Source organism: Plantactinospora sp. B5E13 (assembly GCF_039871775.1).
Classification (GTDB): Bacteria; Actinomycetota; Actinomycetes; order Mycobacteriales; family Micromonosporaceae; genus Plantactinospora.
The window spans coordinates 261,086-278,300 of the sequence record NZ_JBDPLT010000002.1 but is presented as its reverse complement, the minus strand read 5'-3'; the positions used below and the strand labels follow the sequence as shown (position 1 = coordinate 278,300).

The 17,215-nt window shown below is 71.4% G+C and carries 20 protein-coding genes and 1 pseudogene; 5 read left to right on the top strand and 16 right to left on the bottom strand.

The genetic code is table 11. The features are described from left to right. The first annotated feature begins 22 nt into the window (after positions 1-22). Genes ABGB05_RS03205 through ABGB05_RS03195 form a run of 3 tightly spaced genes read left to right on the top strand, consistent with a single transcriptional unit; the run spans position 23 to position 2,560 of the window. Positions 23-997: a sugar ABC transporter permease gene (locus ABGB05_RS03205; protein WP_347651589.1), complete on the top strand. Its 975-nt coding sequence runs from the start codon at positions 23-25 to the stop codon at positions 995-997. After that, a complete protein-coding gene (locus ABGB05_RS03200; protein WP_347651588.1) occupies positions 997-1,872 on the top strand; it encodes a carbohydrate ABC transporter permease in 876 nt (291 codons plus the stop codon). Before ABGB05_RS03205 ends, ABGB05_RS03200 begins: the two co-directional genes overlap by 1 nt. A gap of 25 nt (positions 1,873-1,897) precedes the next feature. Next, positions 1,898-2,560, top strand: coding sequence for a hypothetical protein (locus ABGB05_RS03195; protein ID WP_347651587.1), 663 nt, complete (start codon positions 1,898-1,900; stop codon positions 2,558-2,560). 53 nt (positions 2,561-2,613) lie between these two features. Here the strand turns inward: ABGB05_RS03195 and ABGB05_RS03190 are convergent, their stop codons facing one another. The 9 genes from ABGB05_RS03190 to ABGB05_RS03150 all read right to left on the bottom strand — a co-directional run bounded on the left by ABGB05_RS03190 (position 2,614) and on the right by ABGB05_RS03150 (position 12,256). Beyond that, positions 2,614-3,888, bottom strand: a complete 1,275-nt coding sequence (locus tag ABGB05_RS03190; protein ID WP_347651586.1) for a cytochrome P450 — start codon at positions 3,886-3,888, stop codon at positions 2,614-2,616. Next, complete coding sequence (locus ABGB05_RS03185; RefSeq protein ID WP_347651585.1) at positions 3,885-4,538, bottom strand: ATP/GTP-binding protein; 654 nt, start codon at positions 4,536-4,538, stop codon at positions 3,885-3,887. The genes ABGB05_RS03190 and ABGB05_RS03185 overlap by 4 nt, the downstream gene beginning before the upstream one ends. Continuing rightward, on the bottom strand, positions 4,519-4,890 hold the full coding sequence (locus ABGB05_RS03180) for a DUF742 domain-containing protein (RefSeq protein ID WP_347651584.1): 372 nt from the start codon (positions 4,888-4,890) through the stop codon (positions 4,519-4,521). The genes ABGB05_RS03185 and ABGB05_RS03180 overlap by 20 nt, the downstream gene beginning before the upstream one ends. Positions 4,891-4,963: 73 nt before the next feature. Then, entirely contained in the window at positions 4,964-5,368 is a 405-nt protein-coding gene (locus tag ABGB05_RS03175) for a roadblock/LC7 domain-containing protein (protein WP_347651583.1), read from the bottom strand. A gap of 10 nt (positions 5,369-5,378) precedes the next feature. Further along, the gene (gene tnpB, locus ABGB05_RS03170; protein ID WP_347651582.1) at positions 5,379-6,758 is read right to left on the bottom strand and encodes an IS607 family element RNA-guided endonuclease TnpB; all 1,380 of its coding nucleotides are present in this window, start codon (positions 6,756-6,758) and stop codon (positions 5,379-5,381) included. Continuing rightward, complete coding sequence (locus tag ABGB05_RS03165; protein WP_347651581.1) at positions 6,755-7,336, bottom strand: IS607 family transposase; 582 nt, start codon at positions 7,334-7,336, stop codon at positions 6,755-6,757. Before ABGB05_RS03165 ends, tnpB begins: the two co-directional genes overlap by 4 nt. Positions 7,337-7,392: 56 nt before the next feature. Further along, entirely contained in the window at positions 7,393-8,940 is a 1,548-nt protein-coding gene (locus ABGB05_RS03160; RefSeq protein ID WP_347651580.1) for an ATP-binding protein, read from the bottom strand. 135 nt (positions 8,941-9,075) lie between these two features. Continuing rightward, entirely contained in the window at positions 9,076-11,868 is a 2,793-nt protein-coding gene (locus tag ABGB05_RS03155) for an Hsp70 family protein (RefSeq protein WP_347651579.1), read from the bottom strand. 184 nt (positions 11,869-12,052) lie between these two features. Continuing rightward, a complete protein-coding gene (locus tag ABGB05_RS03150; RefSeq protein ID WP_347651578.1) occupies positions 12,053-12,256 on the bottom strand; it encodes a hypothetical protein in 204 nt (67 codons plus the stop codon). Positions 12,257-12,433: 177 nt separating this feature from the next. Here ABGB05_RS03150 and ABGB05_RS03145 point away from each other — a divergent pair, with 177 nt between their 5' ends. Further along, positions 12,434-12,898 (top strand): GNAT family N-acetyltransferase, encoded by a 465-nt coding sequence (locus ABGB05_RS03145; RefSeq protein ID WP_347651577.1) that lies wholly within the window; start codon positions 12,434-12,436, stop codon positions 12,896-12,898. A 35-nt stretch (positions 12,899-12,933) separates the two neighbouring features. Further along, positions 12,934-13,479 carry an RDD family protein gene (locus ABGB05_RS03140; RefSeq protein ID WP_347651576.1) on the top strand — a complete coding sequence of 182 codons (546 nt, stop codon included), beginning with the start codon at positions 12,934-12,936 and terminating at the stop codon, positions 13,477-13,479. 82 nt (positions 13,480-13,561) lie between these two features. On the opposite strand, the gene ABGB05_RS03135 is transcribed toward ABGB05_RS03140, so the two are convergent. The 7 genes and pseudogenes from ABGB05_RS03135 to ABGB05_RS03105 all read right to left on the bottom strand — a co-directional run bounded on the left by ABGB05_RS03135 (position 13,562) and on the right by ABGB05_RS03105 (position 17,208). Beyond that, positions 13,562-14,368 (bottom strand): hypothetical protein, encoded by an 807-nt coding sequence (locus tag ABGB05_RS03135; protein ID WP_347651575.1) that lies wholly within the window; start codon positions 14,366-14,368, stop codon positions 13,562-13,564. A 156-nt stretch (positions 14,369-14,524) separates the two neighbouring features. After that, positions 14,525-14,722, bottom strand: coding sequence for a DUF397 domain-containing protein (locus ABGB05_RS03130; protein ID WP_347651574.1), 198 nt, complete (start codon positions 14,720-14,722; stop codon positions 14,525-14,527). Then, positions 14,715-15,224: a DUF5753 domain-containing protein gene (locus tag ABGB05_RS03125; protein WP_347651692.1), complete on the bottom strand. Its 510-nt coding sequence runs from the start codon at positions 15,222-15,224 to the stop codon at positions 14,715-14,717. The genes ABGB05_RS03130 and ABGB05_RS03125 overlap by 8 nt, the downstream gene beginning before the upstream one ends. A 93-nt stretch (positions 15,225-15,317) precedes the next feature. After that, positions 15,318-15,512, bottom strand: a complete 195-nt coding sequence (locus tag ABGB05_RS03120; protein ID WP_347651573.1) for a hypothetical protein — start codon at positions 15,510-15,512, stop codon at positions 15,318-15,320. Positions 15,513-15,518: 6 nt separating this feature from the next. Next, positions 15,519-15,578, bottom strand: a pseudogene (locus ABGB05_RS03115) (cell division protein DivIVA); the annotation flags it as partial. 210 nt (positions 15,579-15,788) lie between these two features. Next, positions 15,789-16,331 (bottom strand): hypothetical protein, encoded by a 543-nt coding sequence (locus ABGB05_RS03110; protein WP_347651572.1) that lies wholly within the window; start codon positions 16,329-16,331, stop codon positions 15,789-15,791. Positions 16,332-16,581: 250 nt separating this feature from the next. Continuing rightward, a complete protein-coding gene (locus tag ABGB05_RS03105; protein WP_347651571.1) occupies positions 16,582-17,208 on the bottom strand; it encodes a hypothetical protein in 627 nt (208 codons plus the stop codon). Positions 17,209-17,215: the final 7 nt, after the last annotated feature.

Genomic DNA, 17,215 nt, shown 5'->3' with positions numbered 1-17,215 from the left:
AAGTTCGGAGAGGAGTCCCCGCGTGGCTGTGATCACGGGGCCCGACCCGACCAGACGCGCCACCAAACCCGTCCGGACCGGTGCCCGCGGGCGCCGGTCCGGACGGCCGCGCGACGGTCTGGCCGGGTACGTCTTCCTGTCGCCCTGGCTCATCGGCCTGATGGGCGTCACCGCAGTTCCCATGCTGCTCTCGCTCTACCTGAGCTTCACCAACTACGACGTGCTCTCGCCGTTGGGCGAGGTCGAGTGGGTGGGGTTCGACAACTACCGACGGATGTTCACCACCGACCCGTCGTACTGGCACTCGGTCCGGGTGACGGTCGCCTTCGCGTTGATCGCCGTGCCGCTCAAGCTCGCCGTCGCACTCGGGGTCGCGTTGCTGCTCAACCGGGCCTGGCGGGGCGTCGGGCTGTTCCGTGGCCTGTTCTACCTGCCGTCGCTGATCGGTGGCAGCGTCGCCCTGGCCATCGTCTGGGTGGCGATGTTCAACCGCGACGGCGCCTTCAACAGCCTGCTCGGCCTCTTCGGCATCCAGGGCAAACCGTGGGTCAACGACCCCGAGTGGGCGCTGGAAACCCTGATGGTGCTCGCCATCTGGCAGTTCGGCGCACCCATGGTGATCTTCCTGGCCGGCCTCAAGCAGGTGCCGACCGAGCTCTACGAGGCCGCGTCGGTGGACGGCGCCGGACGGTTCCGCCAGTTCTGGCACGTCACCCTGCCGATGCTCTCCCCGGTCATCTTCTTCAACCTGGTGCTGGAGACGATCAACGGCTTCCAGGGCTTCACCGCCGCGTTTGTCCTCAGCGGCGGCACCGGTGGCCCGGTCGACTCCACCCTGATGTACACGCTGAACCTCTACATCAAGGGCTTCTCCGAGTACGAGATGGGGTACGCCTCGGCGCTCGCCTGGGTCTTCCTCCTGGTCATCGGGTTGATCACAGCGGTCTTCTTCAGCACCGGACGGTTCTGGGTGCACTACTCGGATGGGGAGCGCTGATGGCGGCGCAGGCAACGGCCGCGGTCGGCCCACGCGGCACCGGTCGACGCGGCCTGCTGCGGACCCTCGTACTGGTGGCGATCCTGCTCGTCGTCCTGTACCCGCTGGTCTGGGTGATCGGCACGTCGTTCAAGTCGCAGGAGGAGATCGTCAGTAACACCGGGCTGCTCCCCGAGCGGTTCACCCCGGGCAACTACACCGACGGCTGGCAGCACTTTGATGTCAGCTTCACGCGGTTCTTCCTGAACAGCACGATGGTCGCACTGCTCACCGTGCTGGGGAACGCGGCGTCGTGCCTGGTCGCCGCGTACGCCTTCGCCCGGCTGAGGTTCCGGTTCCGGCGCTTCTGGTTCGCCATCATGATCGGAACGCTGCTGTTGCCGCAGCACGTCCTGACCGTGCCGCAGTACATCCTCTTCAAGCAGTTCGGCCTGGTCGGTGGGGAGTGGCCGTACCTGCCACTGCTCATCCCGCAGTTCCTCGCCACCGAGGCGTTCTTCGTCTTCCTCATGGTGCAGTTCATGCGGGGCATCCCACCCGAACTCGACGAGGCCGCGAAGATCGACGGCGCGAGTGCGTACCGCACCTTCTGGCACGTCATGCTGCCGTTGAGCCGACCGGCGCTGGTCACCACGGCGATCTTCTCGTTCATCTGGACCTGGAACGAGTTCTTCCGACAGCTGGTCTACCTGTCGGACCTCGACCACTACACCCTGCCGGTGGCGATGACCCTGTTCATCGACTCCACCGGACAGAGTTCGGTCGGGCCGATGTTCGCCATGTCCGTGCTGTCGCTGCTGCCGGTGTTCCTGTTCTTCGTCGCCTTCCAACGGATGCTGGTCGAGGGCATCAACACCAGCGGGTTGAAGGGCTGAGGCGACCAGGGTGCAGACTCGGGGCATGAGCGAGCCGACGACCGGGCAGCGGAACTCCCAGCCGAACTGGCCGGAGGAGCCGCCCGCACCGGGCGCGCACCGACCGGACTGGCGGGACACCCTGCGCAACGCCAGCGACCTGGCGTTGCTCGGCATCGTCACCGCCCTCGCGACGCTGCCGGTGGTCACCGCCGGTGCCGCGGTCGGCACCGCCAGCGCCGCCCTGCAGCACTGGATCGAGACCGGTTCCTGGCCCGGCGTACGGGTGGCACTGCGCGGCTTCGGCCGTGCCGTGCTGCCCGGCGCCGGGGCGACGGCGGTCGCCGGGATCGCCGCCGCGATCCTCGCCGTCAACCTGCTGGCCCTGGGCCGGGGGACGGTACCCGGCGGGACGGCACTGGTCGCGGTCACCGTCGCCCTGGCCGTGGCCGCCGGCGGCTTCGCCGGCCTGACCGTCGTCCAGCTCGGCCGCCGCGACGGTCAGGGCTGGCTCCCAGCGGTACGCGCCGCCGCCCGGCTCGTCGCGGCCCGCCCGGTCGTGCTGCTCGGCACCGCCGGGGTGGTCACGCTCGCCGGGCTGCTCTGCGTGCTGGTCCTGCCGCTGCTCACCCCGATCCTGCTCGGCTACACCCTGTTCGGGCTGCACGCCGCCACCCGCCGGATCGCCGGCCCGGCGCTGGACGACTGACAGAGATCAGTTGTTCGGCTGGTCCGCTACCGCTGACCCGCCTGTCCGGCTGCTCAGTGCTCGTCGGACTCCTGCGCGACGGGTGGGAAACGTACCGGCAGCGCGGCCGGACTGCGGCCCCACGGTGACGGTACGGTCGGCACCTCGTCGGCCGGGATCGCCAGCCGGACCCCCGGCAGCAGGTGCAGGGCGGTCTCGACGGCGGTCCGGACGATCAACCGGGCCGGGACCTGGGCCGGGCAGGCGTGCGGGCCGGCGCCCCAGGAGAGGTGCGCCCGGTTGCCCACCTCCAGCCAGGCCTGTCCGATGGGATGGATCCGGGGGTCCGCGTTGGCGGCGGTCAGCCCGAGGATCAACGCGTCACCCCGGCGGATCGGCTGCCCGCCCAGCTCGGTGTCGCGCAGCGCGTACCGGGCCGGCGCGTTGGTCATCGGCGGGTCCCGCCACAGCACCTCGTCCAGCGCGTCATCGACCCCGAGCCGTCCGCCGCGCAGCCGGCCGGCGAACCGTTCGTCGGTCAGCATCAGCCGTAGCGTCTGGGCGATCGTGGTCGCGGTGTTCTCGTTCGCCGCGACCAGGGTCAGCATCATCGTGTCGAAGATCTCGGCGTCGTCGCGCAGGTTCGGGTGCTGGACCAGGAACGTCGTCAGGTCGTCCGCCGGCGCCGCGCGGCGGGCCGCGACCACGTCGGCGAAGATCGTCATGACCCGACGCCGGGCGGCTTCCGCGTCGGCGCCCCAGGCGAACGAGTTCATCAGCGCGATCCGCAGCTCCCGCCCGACCTCCGGTTCCAGGCCGAACCGGTCCGCGACGGCGAGCAGGGGTACGACGGCGGCGTAGTCCACGACCAGGTCAGCCTCGCCCCGGCCGGCGAACGAGCCGATCACCTCGGTGCAGAGCGCCGCCACCGCGCGCCGCATCGCCCGCTGGTCGATCCGGGCCATCCCGCCGTCGATCGGCGCCCGGAGGCGACGGTGCCGCTCGCCGTCGGTGAAGTAGGCGTTGTTGTACGGCGACATCATCGGCCGGAGCAGCGACTCCGCCGGCAGGCTGCCGTCGTGGTGCGCGGACCAGTTGTCCGGGTCGCAGGCGAAGACCTGCTCCTGCCGGAGGACGGTGAGGATCTCCTGGTAGCCCAGGACCAGCCAGGCGGGCACGCCCGGTTCGAGTTCGACCGGGGCGACCGGCCCGTGCTCGTCACGCAGCCGCTGGTAGACGTGCTGCGGATCGGGGCACATCGTGGTCGCGACCAGCGGGGTCAGTCCGGTCAGCTCGGCGAGCGGCCGACGGGTACCGGTCAGGCAGTCGACCGACGGTGTCGAGGTCACGAGACCACCTCCTGCAGGGCGGGCGCCTCCGGTGCGGAGCCGGCGCCGTCGGACGAGGCGCTGGCGGCAATGTCGAGCGCGTGCTGGACCAGGGTGGTCAACGCGGTCAGCGCCGAGTCGCGGTCGCGGGCGTCGCAGTCCACGATCGGCGTCTCCGGCAGCAGGTCCAGCGCGGTACGCAGTTCCTCGGCGCTGTGTCGCACGGTGTCCGGGAAGTGGTTGACCGCCACCACGAACGGCATCTGGGTGCCGATCTCCAACTGGTCGAAGACCTCGAAGCTGGCCTCCAGCCGGCCGGGCCGGGTGTCGACCAGGACCAGTACGCCGGCGGCTCCCTCGGCCAGGCCCTCCCAGAGATCCCAGAACCGCCGCTGTCCCGGCGTACCGAACAGGTAGAGCGCCACGCTCTCGTTGAGGGTGATCCGGCCGAAGTCCATCGCCACCGTGGTGGTGCGTTTCCCCGACAGGCCGGTGAGGTCGTCGACGCCCTCGCTGACCTGGGTCATCGCCTCCTCGGTGCGCAGCGGGGTGATCTCGCTGACCGAGCCGATCAGGGTGGTCTTGCCGACCCCGAAGCTGCCGACCACCAGGATCTTCACCGACCTGGTGACCGTACCGGGCAGGTAGTGGTCAGAGAGCGCGGAGACCATTCAGCACCTCTTGCAGTAGTTCCCGGGACGGCCGCGCGGAGCGGGGACTGCCGGCCCGCGCGGTCAGGTGGCCGGAGTCGACCAGGTCGCTGGCGAGCACGCGGACGACGCTCACCGGCAGTTCCAGCCGGGCGGCGGCCTCGACCAGCGAGAGCAGCCCCTGGCACATGGCGAGCAGGGCGCGTTCCTGTCGACCGGCCGAGACCGGCAGCGGGGGCGCCGGGTCGGTGGCGATCAGCAGCGTGTCGACGCCGATGGTGTTCCGGGACGGACGGGCCCGTCCCCCGGTGAGCACGTACGGCCGCAGCGCGGTGTCCCGGTAGCGGCCGGCGGCACGGTCAGCCGCGCTCATCCGCCCTCCCCGCCCGGCCGGTCGCTCCGGCCACCGGCGCGGCCGAGCCACCCGACGACCTCGCGTCGCCCGGTCATGACCCGCTGCCGTACCGCGCCGTCGTCGCCAGAGCCCGTTCGCCGATCTTGTTCACCTGGGTCTGCATCTGTTGCGCGATCAGCGCCGGATCGACGGCAGCCTCGGTCACCACCGCCAGGTGTGAACCGTTTCCGGCCCGGCGGACGAAGAGGTAGCCGCCGTCAAACTCGATCATCAGGTGGCGCAGGGACCGGGCACCGGAGCCGAACTCCCGGCCAACACTGCGGCCCAGGGACTGCAGCCCGGAGCAGGCGGCGGCGAGCCGTTCGGCGATGTCCGGCGCGGTGTGCTCCGACCAGACCATCGCCAGGCCGTCGGCGGAGAGCACCACGGCGTGTCGGACGTACGGCACCGCCACGACCTCGGCGAGCATCCAACTCTGGTCCTGTTTCGTCGTCATCCGTTACCTCTCAGTGCGCTTTAGTGAGCACACGGTTGGTAGTCCTGCCTTGCGGTAGGACGGTCCCGGTCTGACCGACTGGCGTCGTGCCGGGTTCACGTTTCACAGCCACCTGCCCGCCGAGGCGGGTCTTCTGGTCGGCTCCACGTGCTGCCACCGGGCCACTCCCGGCGGTGTCGAACTGCGCCGCCAGAGCGACCAGGTTCAGCGCGGCGTTACGGTCCCGGTCGATGACCAGACCACACGCCTCGCACTGATATTCACGCTCGGACAGGGCCAGCTTGGCTTTCACCGCGCCACATGCCGAGCAGGTCTTCGAGGACGGATACCAGCGGTCGGCCACGAGCAGCCGACCACCGTTCCAACCGGTCTTGTACGCCAACTGGCGGCGAATCTCCGCGAACCCGGCGTCGGCGATCTGCCGGGCCAGCCTACGGTTGGCGAGCATCCCGGTGACGTGGAGGTCTTCCACCACAACCGTGCCGTGCTCGCGAGCCAGGCGGGTGGTGAGCTTGTGCAGCCCGTCACGGCACAGGTTCGCCACCCTGCCGTGCGCCCGGCCGAGCCGGGCCGCCGCCCGCCCCCAACGTTTCGACGCCCGCCGTCCGGTGCGCCGGTCCGGGCCGGCCTTACGCGACAGTGCCCGGCCGAGTGCCCGCATGCGCTGCCGCGCGGCGGTCAGGTGGCGCGGGTTGTCGACCAACTCGCCGGTGGACAACACGGCGAGGTGTGTGATCCCGACATCAACGCCAACCACCGAGCCGGGCTGAGCCAGTCGCCGCTCGGGCCGGTCGACCTCGACGGTGAACGCGACGTGCCAGCGACCACCGTCACGGCGCACCGTAGCAGACATGATCCGCGCGCTGCCGTTATCGAGACGGCGGGCGAGTTTGCGGGCCGACTCGTGCAGCTTCAACCGGCCCAACCGGGGCAGCACCACATGCATCCGATCGGGTGCGACCCGGATCGCCCCGGTGGTGAACCGCACGCTGGGTGTGGTGCGGCGGCGGGACTTGAACCGAGGGAACCCGACCGGCCGACCGGCACGGGCGCCGGTGCGGGAGTCGGCCCAGTTCTTCAGCCCGCGGGCCAGGGCGTCGAGGCCGGTGTTGAATGCCTCCTTGGACACCCCAGCCCACCACGGCGCAACCTCCGGCTTCGCGGCGTTCCACGCCTTACGCAGACCAGCCAACGACCAGGACAGCGACGGCGTCAGCAGTTCCTCGGACACGCCGTAGGAACGCTCCGCGGCCCGCTGGTCCATGACCGCCTTCACCCTCGCCAGCGCCCAGTTGTACGCGACCCGGGCGGCGCCGGCATGCGCATGAACATCGCGTTCCTGACCCGGAGTCAGGTCGAGGGCGAACCGGTACGCCTGGATCGCCTTCACACCGGGCCGCCTCCGGTGGCGGCCCCGACAGCACGGCGGGCCCGATCCACCGCTGCACGCCGACCGTACAGCCGGGCGCACAACAACGTCAGGATCTCGGTCACGTCACCGACCAGGTCGTCATCGACCTCGGCCGGATCGACCACAAGCAGACGACGCCCCTGCGCCGACAGAACGGCCTCAACCGAGTCGGCGCCGAAGCGGGCGAACCGGTCCCGGTGCTCGACCACGATCGTGGTCACGGCCGGGTCGCGGAGTAGGGCGAGAAACCTCTTCCGGTGACCGTTGAGTGCGGACCCGACTTCGGTCACCACCCGGTCCACACCAAGCTTCTGCCCGGTCGCCCACACGGTCACCCGGGCGACCTGCCGGTCCAAATCCGGCTCCTGATCAGCCGACGACACCCGGGCGTACACCACCGTCTGCCCGGCCTTGGCCGACGTGCCGGTCACCGGCACCCCGACCATGATCAGACGGCCAAGCCGGTAGGTCGGAACGGGCAGTGTCCCGGACTCGTAGCGTCGACGTGCCGTCGCGTACGAGATCCCGGTCACCGCTGCCCATTCCTTCAAGTTCACAAAGACAACCATAACTGACTAGTGAGCGCCCATGACGACCAGCGCGCCGTAAGCTGCTAACCCTGTTCATCCTCCACGGTTGTCGACGTTGAGGTGGAGCCCGCCGGATCCGTACCGTCGTCGGTCCGGCCACCCTTGATGAAGGCGCTCATCCAGGCGCCTGCCTGCTCGGGGGTTGGCGCCGGCGCCGCTGCCGGCTCGACGTCATCGTCGGTGAGGGCGTCGCTTTCCGTCCCGGCCACCGCACCGGCGGCCTCGCCGCGCCGGGAGCGCCGTCGGGGCAGTCCCTCCCGGGTCGGCGGCAGGGCGGCGGCGTCGGCATCCTGCCGGGATCCGGAGGGCGTACCGGCACCGGCGGCCGGGGTGACCTCGACCGACTCCGGCTGTCGTGCCGCCGGTGGCCGGACCGCGAGCGCCTCCGGCGACTCGACCGTCTCCACGGACTTCGCCGGGATCAGCACCACCGCCCGCAACCCGCCGTACGGCGACTCGCTCAGGTCGGCCCGGAAGTTGTGGCGACGGACGTAGTGGCCGACGACGGCGAGACCGGTCTGCGGGATCTCCCCCAGCTCGCCGAGCCCGACGGTACGACGACCGGAGACGATCTCGCGGGCCTGCTGCAGCCGGTGCTCGTCCATCCCGACGCCACCGTCGTCGATCTCGATGACCGCGCCGCGCTGCACGCGGCGTACGGTCACCGGCACCTGGGTCGACGGCGGAGACGACTGGGTCGCGTTGGCCAGCAGTTCGGCCACCAGGTGGATCACCGGCTCCACCACCTCGGCGGCGACCGCCACGTCCTGGTCCCCGGAAACCTCGACCCGCTGGTAGGCGAGGATCCGCGCGGACGCGGCCCGGACCACGTCGACCATCGCCAGCGGCTCCTGCCACTGCTGGCCCGGCCATTCACCGCAGAGTACGGCCAGGCTCTGCGCGTGCCGGGCCTGCTGGGCGGCGGCGTGGTCGACCCGCATCGTCGACTCGACCACGTCGGGGTCGTGCTGGTGGCGGTCGGCCAGCAGCGACACCTGCTCCTGGATGGAGTGTGCGGCCGTCTGCACCCGGCGGGCCAACGCGACCACCGCGAGCCGCAGCGACTCCTCCCGCTCGTCGGTTCGCTTCAGTCCGCCGGTCAGCTCCGTCAGCAGTTCCTCGAGGAGCGCGGCCGTGGTGTCGTCCAGGGTGGTGTCGACCGGCGCGGGTGGCACCGCCGTGCCGGCCAGCAGCTTCGGGAGGCGTACCCGGGTCAGGTTTTCCAACGCCTCGTTGGCAGCCGCCGACCGCGCCTCGACCAGCTCGCGCCAGCCGGTTTCCTGCTCGGCCAGCTCCCGCTGCTGGTCTTGCAGCCGCCGCTCGGCCTCCTGCTCACGTTCGGCGACCGCCTGCCAGGCGGCCCGCTGCCGTCGGTGCAGGACGCCGAGCAGGAGCAGCGTCAACACGGTGCCGCCGGCGGCGCATCCGGCGGCCCAGATCCCGGCCTGACCGTCGCCGGAGACTCCGGCGAGCACCGCCGCCGTACCGGTGGCGACGGTGAGCAGGACGGCGGCCGACCACACCGGCAGGCCGCCGGGCGCGGAGCGACCGGACGAAGAGAGGGGTGCCATGTTCACCTTCGCGCGGGGGGATCTGACAGGACGGGACGGCAAACCGCAGTTCACCCGGGCAGCGGTTCAGGATCGTAACCGATCCCAGGTGGACCGTTGTCCCCCTGAGCGGGCAGACCTCGGACGCTGAACGCGCTATCCCGCGGTGAACCGGGTGACGACAAACTCGGAATCCGCGCCGCAGACCAGCACCGAGCGGTTCCAGGAACAGCTCGTCGAGGCAACCTTCTTGAGCGGTCCCAGCTGGGTCAGCCCGCCGTCCCGGGCCGACACCCCGGCCACGCTCACGTCCCCGGGGTACGTCGTCAACGCGTCGTCGAAGACCAGCAGGTTTCCGCCGTCGATCCGGAGCGCCACACCGTCCCGGTCCAGGGTCTTCGTCCCGTCCGGGGTGAACAGTCGGGACGTCTGCTTCGGCGTGACCGCCCGGACCAGGATGTTCCGGCCGACCGGCCGCAGGTGGTCGGCCTGGGGTACGTCCCTGCGCCAGGCCACCTTTGGCTCGTCGGTCCGGACCGCCACCAGTTGGGCGGTCGCACTGTCCGACCCGGCCGTCTCCAGTAGGCAGACCTGGTGTTCCCCGCAGGGCTGCAGGTCGACGGGGCGGCGGCTGGTGTCCGGCGCGGTGTAGAGGGTGGCCGGCGTGCCGAGGCTGGTCAGGTCGAGCCGGACCAGCCCGTAGCCCTCGCTCTTCGGGGCGACAAAGAGCTGGTTGTCGTACGCCAGCACCAGGTCGTCGGTGTCGGCGGCGTTCTGCCGCGACCGCAGTTCCCGGCCCGAGGTCACGTCGATGACCCGTACCGACCGGTCGGCGCCGATCTCGACCAGCCGGGCGTCGTCGCCCCGGTTCGGCAGCGTGTGCTCGCCGTTGGTGTCCGCCGCGCCGTCGAACTCGGCGACGGTGTGCATCGGATGAACGGCCGAGTCGCTGCTGTAGTCCCCCTTCGGGCTGGGCAGGCTCCATTCGGCACCGGTACGGGCGTTGATGCCGACCACGGTGTTGTTGGTCTTGTCGAACAGGGCGACGTACCCGTCGAAGTAGTGGACCTCGTCGTCGTTGTGGATCTGCCGGCTCCACAGCCGGCCGCCGGTGGCCGGGTCGTAGCCGACCAGTTTGCCGGGCACGTTGTAGCCGCCTCCGTCGGCCCGCAGGACCAGCACGCCCGGCAGCGCCCGCAGCCCGGTCCACCGGTCCGCCGGGTCCTCGGTGGTGAACCAGCGGTCGACCTTCGCCGTGCCGGGGTTCACCACGGCGATGTCGAACCGGTTGTCGGCGCGCTGGTAGCCGACGTACGCCCGGTCGTGGCCCATCGCGGTGAGCGCCCCCGTGCGGGTCGGCTCCTGGGTCTCGATCCGGCCGACCTCGGTGAAGGAGGCGAAGTCGAGTGGGGGGTTGGGGTCCCGGACCAGGTAGAGCACGGTCGCGACGACCACCGCCACCAGCGCGACGGCCGCGCCCGCACCGATCCAGACCACGCGCCGCCGCAGCAGCGCGGCCCACCCGGCCGGCCCGGCCGGCTGTGGGTACGACAGTCCGCCGGCCTGCTGCGGGTACGCCGGGCCGGTCGGCGCGGGCGCGAGGGTCGCCATACCGTGCTGCGCCGGGCTGGTCGGCGCGGGCGGAGTCCCGTACGCCGGGCTGATCGGCGTGGGCGGAGTCCCGTACGCCGGGCTGATCGGCGTGGGCGGAGTCCCGTAGGCCGGGCTGGTCGGCGCCTGCCCGGCCGGTGCGGCGATCCCGGCGCCGGGTGACGCAGCCGGCGGCGGAAGCTCGGCGAGTGCCCCCTCGGCGACCGGGAGTTCCGGCTGTTCGAGCACGGTCGGCGCGATCCCGAGTTCGGCGTGCAGCAGCCGGGCCACCAGTGGGACCCGGGAGGAGCCACCGACCAGGAACAGTCCGGCGAGCTGGTCGACGCTGAGCCGGCAGTGCGCGATCACCGTGGCGGCCTCGTGGACCCCGCGCCGCAGCAGCGGGGTGACGACCTCCTCCAACTCGTCCCGGGTCAGGTGCAGCGCCTGCTCGATGCCGGGTACCGGCACCGGGGCGGTGGCGGACCGGGACAGCATCTCCTTGGCCCCGCGTACGTCGTCCCAGAACTGCCGTCGGTTACGCCACTGACTGGCGGTGGTCGGCTGGTGGAGCTGCTGCCAGACCGACGGATGCCCGGCGCTGACCACCGCGCCGAGGTGCTGGACCAGGGCGGCGTCGAGGTCCAACCCACCGAGGTCGGCGATGCCACCGGAGCCGATCACGACAAACCGGGGGCGTCCGGTGTCGTCGACACCCTCGTTGCGGACCACCGCGATGTCCAGGGTGCCGCCGCCGAAGTCGAAGACCGCCAGGGCCGAGCCGACCGGCACCGGCCGGCGCAGCACGTCGGCGAAGTAGCGGGCGGCGGCGACCGGCTCCGGGACCAGCAGCGTTCCCCCACCCCCGGTACGCGGTGCCGGTATCCCCGGTGCCGACGTCACCGCCGGGTTCGGGATGGTGACCGGCGGCCAGCCGGCCCGGGCCACGGCGGCGGCCAGTGCCTCACGGCGTCGGGTGCCCCAGGTGGTCGGGAAGGTCAACACCGCCGGCGGCAGGAAGCCGACCGCCTCGACCGCGGCGTCCGCCACCCGACGCAGCACGGCGGCGAGCAGGTCGACGGTCGGCACCTCCCGGTCGCCGAGCAGCACCGCCGGCTCGTCGATCCGCCGTTTCGGGTTCGGCTCGTACCGGGCCGGGTCGGCCTGGGCCATCCGCTGGGCGTCCCGGCCGACGTACGCCCGGCCGGCCGGGTCGAGGAAAACGCCGGAGGGCAGGATCGGCTGCCCGTCGAAGAGCAGCGGCCGGGTCCGTCCGTCGGGCCAGCGCAACACGGCGACGGTGTGCGACGTCCCGAGGTCGACGGCGAGCCCGTACCCGCCTCCGTCCAGGCCTGCCATGCCGCGACTCCTCCTGAGGGCGAGGGGATGCCCGGCCCTGCATGTTACGGGGCACCGCCCACCGGCGACCTGGTACGCCGCTGCTCAGCGGCCCCGGGTCCCGATGTCCGGTGGCTCGCTCACCAGGGCCGGCGGCCGGCGGCTCACCAGGGCCGGCGGCTCACCAGGGCCGGCGGCCGGCGGCTCACCGGGCGGCACGTTCGGCGGCGGCGTGCCACCACCCGGGCGGGCTCGGTGCGCTGATGGTCGCGGTCGGCTGGTCGGGATGCAGTCCGAGACGACGGAGTGCGGCCGGCTCGATCCGGATGTCGAACCAGCCGTGCCAGTGACCGTCCGGGCCGATGCCGCAGGCCAGGCCGATCCGGATCTCACCCGGCTCGAACGGCATCCAGTCGATGCCCCGGTCACGCAGTCAAGCGCGGACGGCAGCCGCCGGGTGGGGGCAGCGGGGGACGTTCTCGTACGCCGCGATCCTGATCCAGTCGTCGTAGAGAGCGGTCACGGCGCCCATCATGCCCGAATTAACCGTTGGCGACGAGCACCGCCGGCCTCGTACGGTGCGGGGGTGAGTGACGAGGAGACGACCCGGATCCGGGTCGCGGTGGCGGCGGACGCCGACGAGATCGCCCGGATCCACCTGGCCTCCCGGGCGGCGACCATGCCCTACCTGCCTCCCGCGCGTCACGACGAGGCGGAGGTGACCTGGTGGATCCGGGAGGTGGTGCTGACGCGGTGCCGCACCTGGGTCGCGGTCCGGGGCACCGAGATCGTCGGTTACGCGGCTCTCGACGGTGACCTGCTCGACCATCTCTACCTGCGGCCGGACGTACGACGTCAGGGAGTCGGGACGCTGCTGCTCGACGAGGTACGGCGACACAGCCCGGACGGGCTGTCCCTGTACGTCTTCCAGCAAAACGCCGAAGCCCGAGCGTTCTACCAGCGGCACGGTTTTGTCGTCGTGGACAGCAACAACGGCGATCGCAACATGGAGAACCTGCCCGACCTGACGCTTCGATGGATTCCCGAGTGAGGCGTACGATGCCGGCGACCTGAAAGGACGGTGCGGTGACGATATCCGGAGCGGGCCAGAGGTTGAGCCGACTCGACATCGCCAAGGCCCAGGCGGAGCCGCTGCTCGGGCCGCGTACCGCACGGCGGCTTGCGGCGTTCGAAAACGGCACCCTGTACGTCGAGGCCGGCGGGGGAGCACGGTTCCTCGCGTGGCTCGTCGACTTCGTGGTGTTCGTGCTGGCGGTCGGGGTGGGTTTTGTCGTCGTGTCGGGGGTGTACGTCGCGGCGGGTCTCTCCGACGGGGTCCTCGTCCTGCTGTTGGCCGCGTTGTTGTTCGGGGTGCCCCTGCTCTACGGCCTCTGCTACGGCAACGGTCGGGCACTCGGCGCGGTCCTCACCGGTACGCAACTTGTCCGGATCCGGGACGGCGGTCGGGTCGGTGCCAGGGCGTGCTGGGCGATGCTGGTCAGGACGATGTTCATGCCGGCGCTGCTCGTCGCGGTGACGGTCGGCGCGGCCGGGTCACCGCCCGGGTCGCTGGCGAGGACCAGCATCGACCGCTCGGCGACCCGACGGCTCCACGCCGCCGGGATCCGATGACCCTGCCCCAGGTTGCCGGCATCCGACGACCCTGGCCCGGTGACCGCCATCGGACGGCCGCGCGCCGGGCGTGCGTCGCGGGTCAGCTGTCGCGGTCGCTGACCACCTCGAGCGCGGCTCCGAGGCTCGGCGCCGCTGCCCGGGCGAGTTCCTCGGCGTGCTCCCGGTCGGCGCCGGCCACCACCACGATCCTCGCCCGGTCGGGTTCCAGCGAGGCTCGGACGATCGCATACCGGGCCCGCACGGCCTCGTAGGCCGCGATCGCGTCGGTGGGGACGGTGCCCTGGTGGTCGGTCTGGACCACGAGCCCGGGTCGCCCGCCGGACGCCGTGCCGACCTTCACGTCCGTCACGTCCGACAGTGGCTGGTGGCGGTCGCCGTCGGCGACCATGTCCTTGAAGATGGCCAGCGCGGCACCGGCGTCGCGGCTGATGATCTCGATCCGCCAGCCGTCGCCGTCCTTACTGGACACGTCGTCGATGTCGGCGCCCGTCACCCGGTCGTCGGCGGCCAGTGACCGCCACAGCGTGACCGTCTCGGTGGCACGTTCCCGGTCGGCGACGACGATGAAGGTGATCCCGTCCGCCGCGATCTGGCCGGTGACGTTGTCGTGGGCGGCGACGTACTTCCGCATTTCCTCCGCCAGTCCGGCCACCCGGTCGGCCGGGGTGCCGTCCCCGACGGTCAGCGTGCCGGTCGCGGTACCGAGGAAGGGAAGTGTGTTGTTCTTCGTGGTCTGGACGTCCACGACGTCCGGCGTACCGGCCCAGTCCTCGGCGAAATCGGCGGCGAGCGCGGAGCCCTTGTCGATGGCGCACCCCGTCAGCAGGCTCAGGCCCAGCATGATCCCGATGATCGGCATGAACCGCAGCCGGTGACTTCCGCTCAACGTCGTCTCCTTGGTCATCGATGAGCCGGCCGACGTCGACCCGCCCAGGATCGGGGTGCGTAGTCGTGGCCGGTTACACCCCGACTGTCACCGGATCAGTGCACGTTGGAGGGTAGTGGGGCGACCCGGGTCGTCGGATGAGGGATTCGACGGTGGTCAGCGAGTACGGAGCAGGTTGACAAAGGCGCGCCAGGCCGACGGGTCGAAGTTCAGCGCCGGCCCGCTCTGGTCCTTTGAGTTTCGGACCAGCACCCGGCCCGGCAGATTGTCGGCGACCTCGACGCAGTTGCCGCCGATGTCGCCGCTGCGGCTGCTCTTGCGCCACCGGATGCCGGTTGTTGTCGGTTCAGCCATGGTGGACCTCCGTGCGGATCGTGTTGATGAGGTGTCGGGACTGGTGTTCGTCGAGGGCGAGGGCGTCGAGGCTGGCCCAGATCCGCTGGTACGCGTCGGCCTCGGTCATCTCGTCGGGATAGAGCGCCCCGGTGAGGAACTCGCGGTAGACGAGCGACGACGGCCCGGCGCTGCTCCCATCGTCGGCTGGCAACACGGCGGTCGGCCCGTCGTCGGGTGACGGGACGACGGACGGGTCGGGTGCTCCGTTGTCGGGTGGGAAGTCGAGCATGATGAACGCTCCGGCGACGGTGCCGTGGTGGGCGCCGGCGGCGAGTGGGACGACCCGGATCGAGACGTACGGCAGCTCGGACGCCTCGCCCAGTCGCCGGAGCTGACCGGCCATGATGGCGGGTCTGCCGACGAGCCGCAGCAGTACCGCCTCGGTGAGGATGACGTCGAGGCGGGGCGGTGGCGGCGAACCTCGTCGGAGCAGGTGTTGGCGGTGCAGGCGTACCTCGATCAGGCGGTCTCGTTATCACGTAATTATCGGCCTGCCCCAGCAGGCCACCGTTTACCGGATCATGGCCGGGGTGGGGCCGCCGGGCAGGGCTGGTCACCAGGGGCCGCGATTCGGGGTACGGGTGGTCGCGGCGGCACGCCGTTCCTGCTCGTTGAGGTAACACCGGGTGTGCCGGGTCTGCCACTGGCACAACCCTTGGCGGATCCGTTCCGCCTCGGCGCGGGCGATTGACTCCGAGCGCAGTACCTGGTCGAGTTCGTCGGCGACCTGCCGCAGGTAGGCGTACACCTCGTCGGGGTCGAGGCCGCGCCACCGGCGGCCGAACGTCTTGGCGCGGACCTGGTAGGACCGGATCCGCTGCCCGACCCCGATACAACATCGGAGCGCTGTTGCTGGTCACCCTCATCATCGGTTTCCTTTCACAGGGTCGACGGCGCCGAGGCGGGCGGGGGCGTCCACCGCCGCTTCCGGATGCGGCGCCGGCCGGTGGCCCGGCACCCGCCCCGGGCCAGTACGGGCCCCCTGGCCACCCGCAGGGGGTGAGGTGGCCAGGGGGAGTCACGGTCAGGCGGGTACGCCGGTGATCCGATCGGTGTACGACGCCAGCGCGCCGACCGCCTCGGTCAGGTTTCCGGTGAGCAGGCCGAGGTGTTCGGCCGCCTGCGACCAGTCGTCGGCGACGCCGACGATCCGCAGCCGCGGGTCGTCGGTCTCCCGGAGCTGCCGTTCGGCGTCGCGGAGCCGGCTGGGGAGCCCGGCGAGCCGTTCGGCGGCCTCGGCAAACCGGGTACGCGACTCGTCCAGCGAGCCGACGACCCGGCCGATGCTCGTCACGTCACCGCCGCCGATCTGGTCCCACAGTCGGGCCAGCCCACTGCCGAGCAACTGCTCGACGTGACTGGCCGGGTCCAGGGCCTCCTCGCCGCAGCGACGCGCCTGACGCAGCTCCGGATGCATCGACCCGGCGCCGGCCCGGCCGAGCAGCACGGCCGCCGCCGCCACCGTCAGGTACACCTCCCGCAACTCGCCGCAGACCCGTTCCGCGGCCCACGCCGCAGCTTCCGCACCCGTCGGTACGTCTGTCGTCGCCGCTTCCGGCACTGTCACGCCGCTCTCCTTCACGTTCATGCGGCTCATGGGTGCTCACGAGATCCGGATGCGACTGGGCGGGATCAGCTGGTAGCGCGTCTACGCGATCACGTCGCACCGGTCTTTCCCGGCACCGATCGCCGAGCTGCAACAGGGCAAGGTGTGGCGTGCCTCGGACGTCGAGAAGTGGACTTCAAAGTACCGACCGGAGCTTGCCGGCCCAGGGCGACGAGGAGTAACCAGCGCTACGACGGGTCCACGTGCGAGGTCAGCAGAAGGTGCCTTCGCCGCCGGGAGGCCGGCCCCGCCCGTCCGGCGGCGGACCACCGTCCCACCAGTCGCCGAGGGTGTGGCGGAAGCTCTCCCGGAGGTGCCCCGGGAGCACGTCGACGAACAGGTCACGCGGCAGTGGTGTGGGCTCCTGCCGGGTCAACCCGATGAGCAGCGGCCGGACCCGCTCCGCAGCATAGGCGGCCAGCTTGTGGTGACCGTCGAGCAGGTAGCGCACCTCTCCGCCGGCCGGGCTGATCGTGACGGCGGCCGGCCGTACCCCGTTGGCGATCCGACCCCGGTACGCCGCCACGGTCGTCCCGTCCGGTGGCGGCCACGGACCCGTGGTGATGATCGCGTCGCCGTCCAACGGGAGGTACCAGGACCGGACGCCACGCTTCCCGGGGTCCACGACGACGGTTTCGGACCATTTCGGCGCGCTCACCGTGACGACGTACCGGCCGCGGGCGAGTAGCCGGGTGAACGGCTCCAGCGGCTCGACCAGCAGGCCGTGGACCTCGCCGCTGCGGCGGTCGCCCCGCAGGTAGAGCAGGCTCGCGAAGCTGTTGCCGAGCACGTCGACCACCCCGACGCCGTCGCGTACGTCGATCGGCCTGCCCCGCATCCGGGCA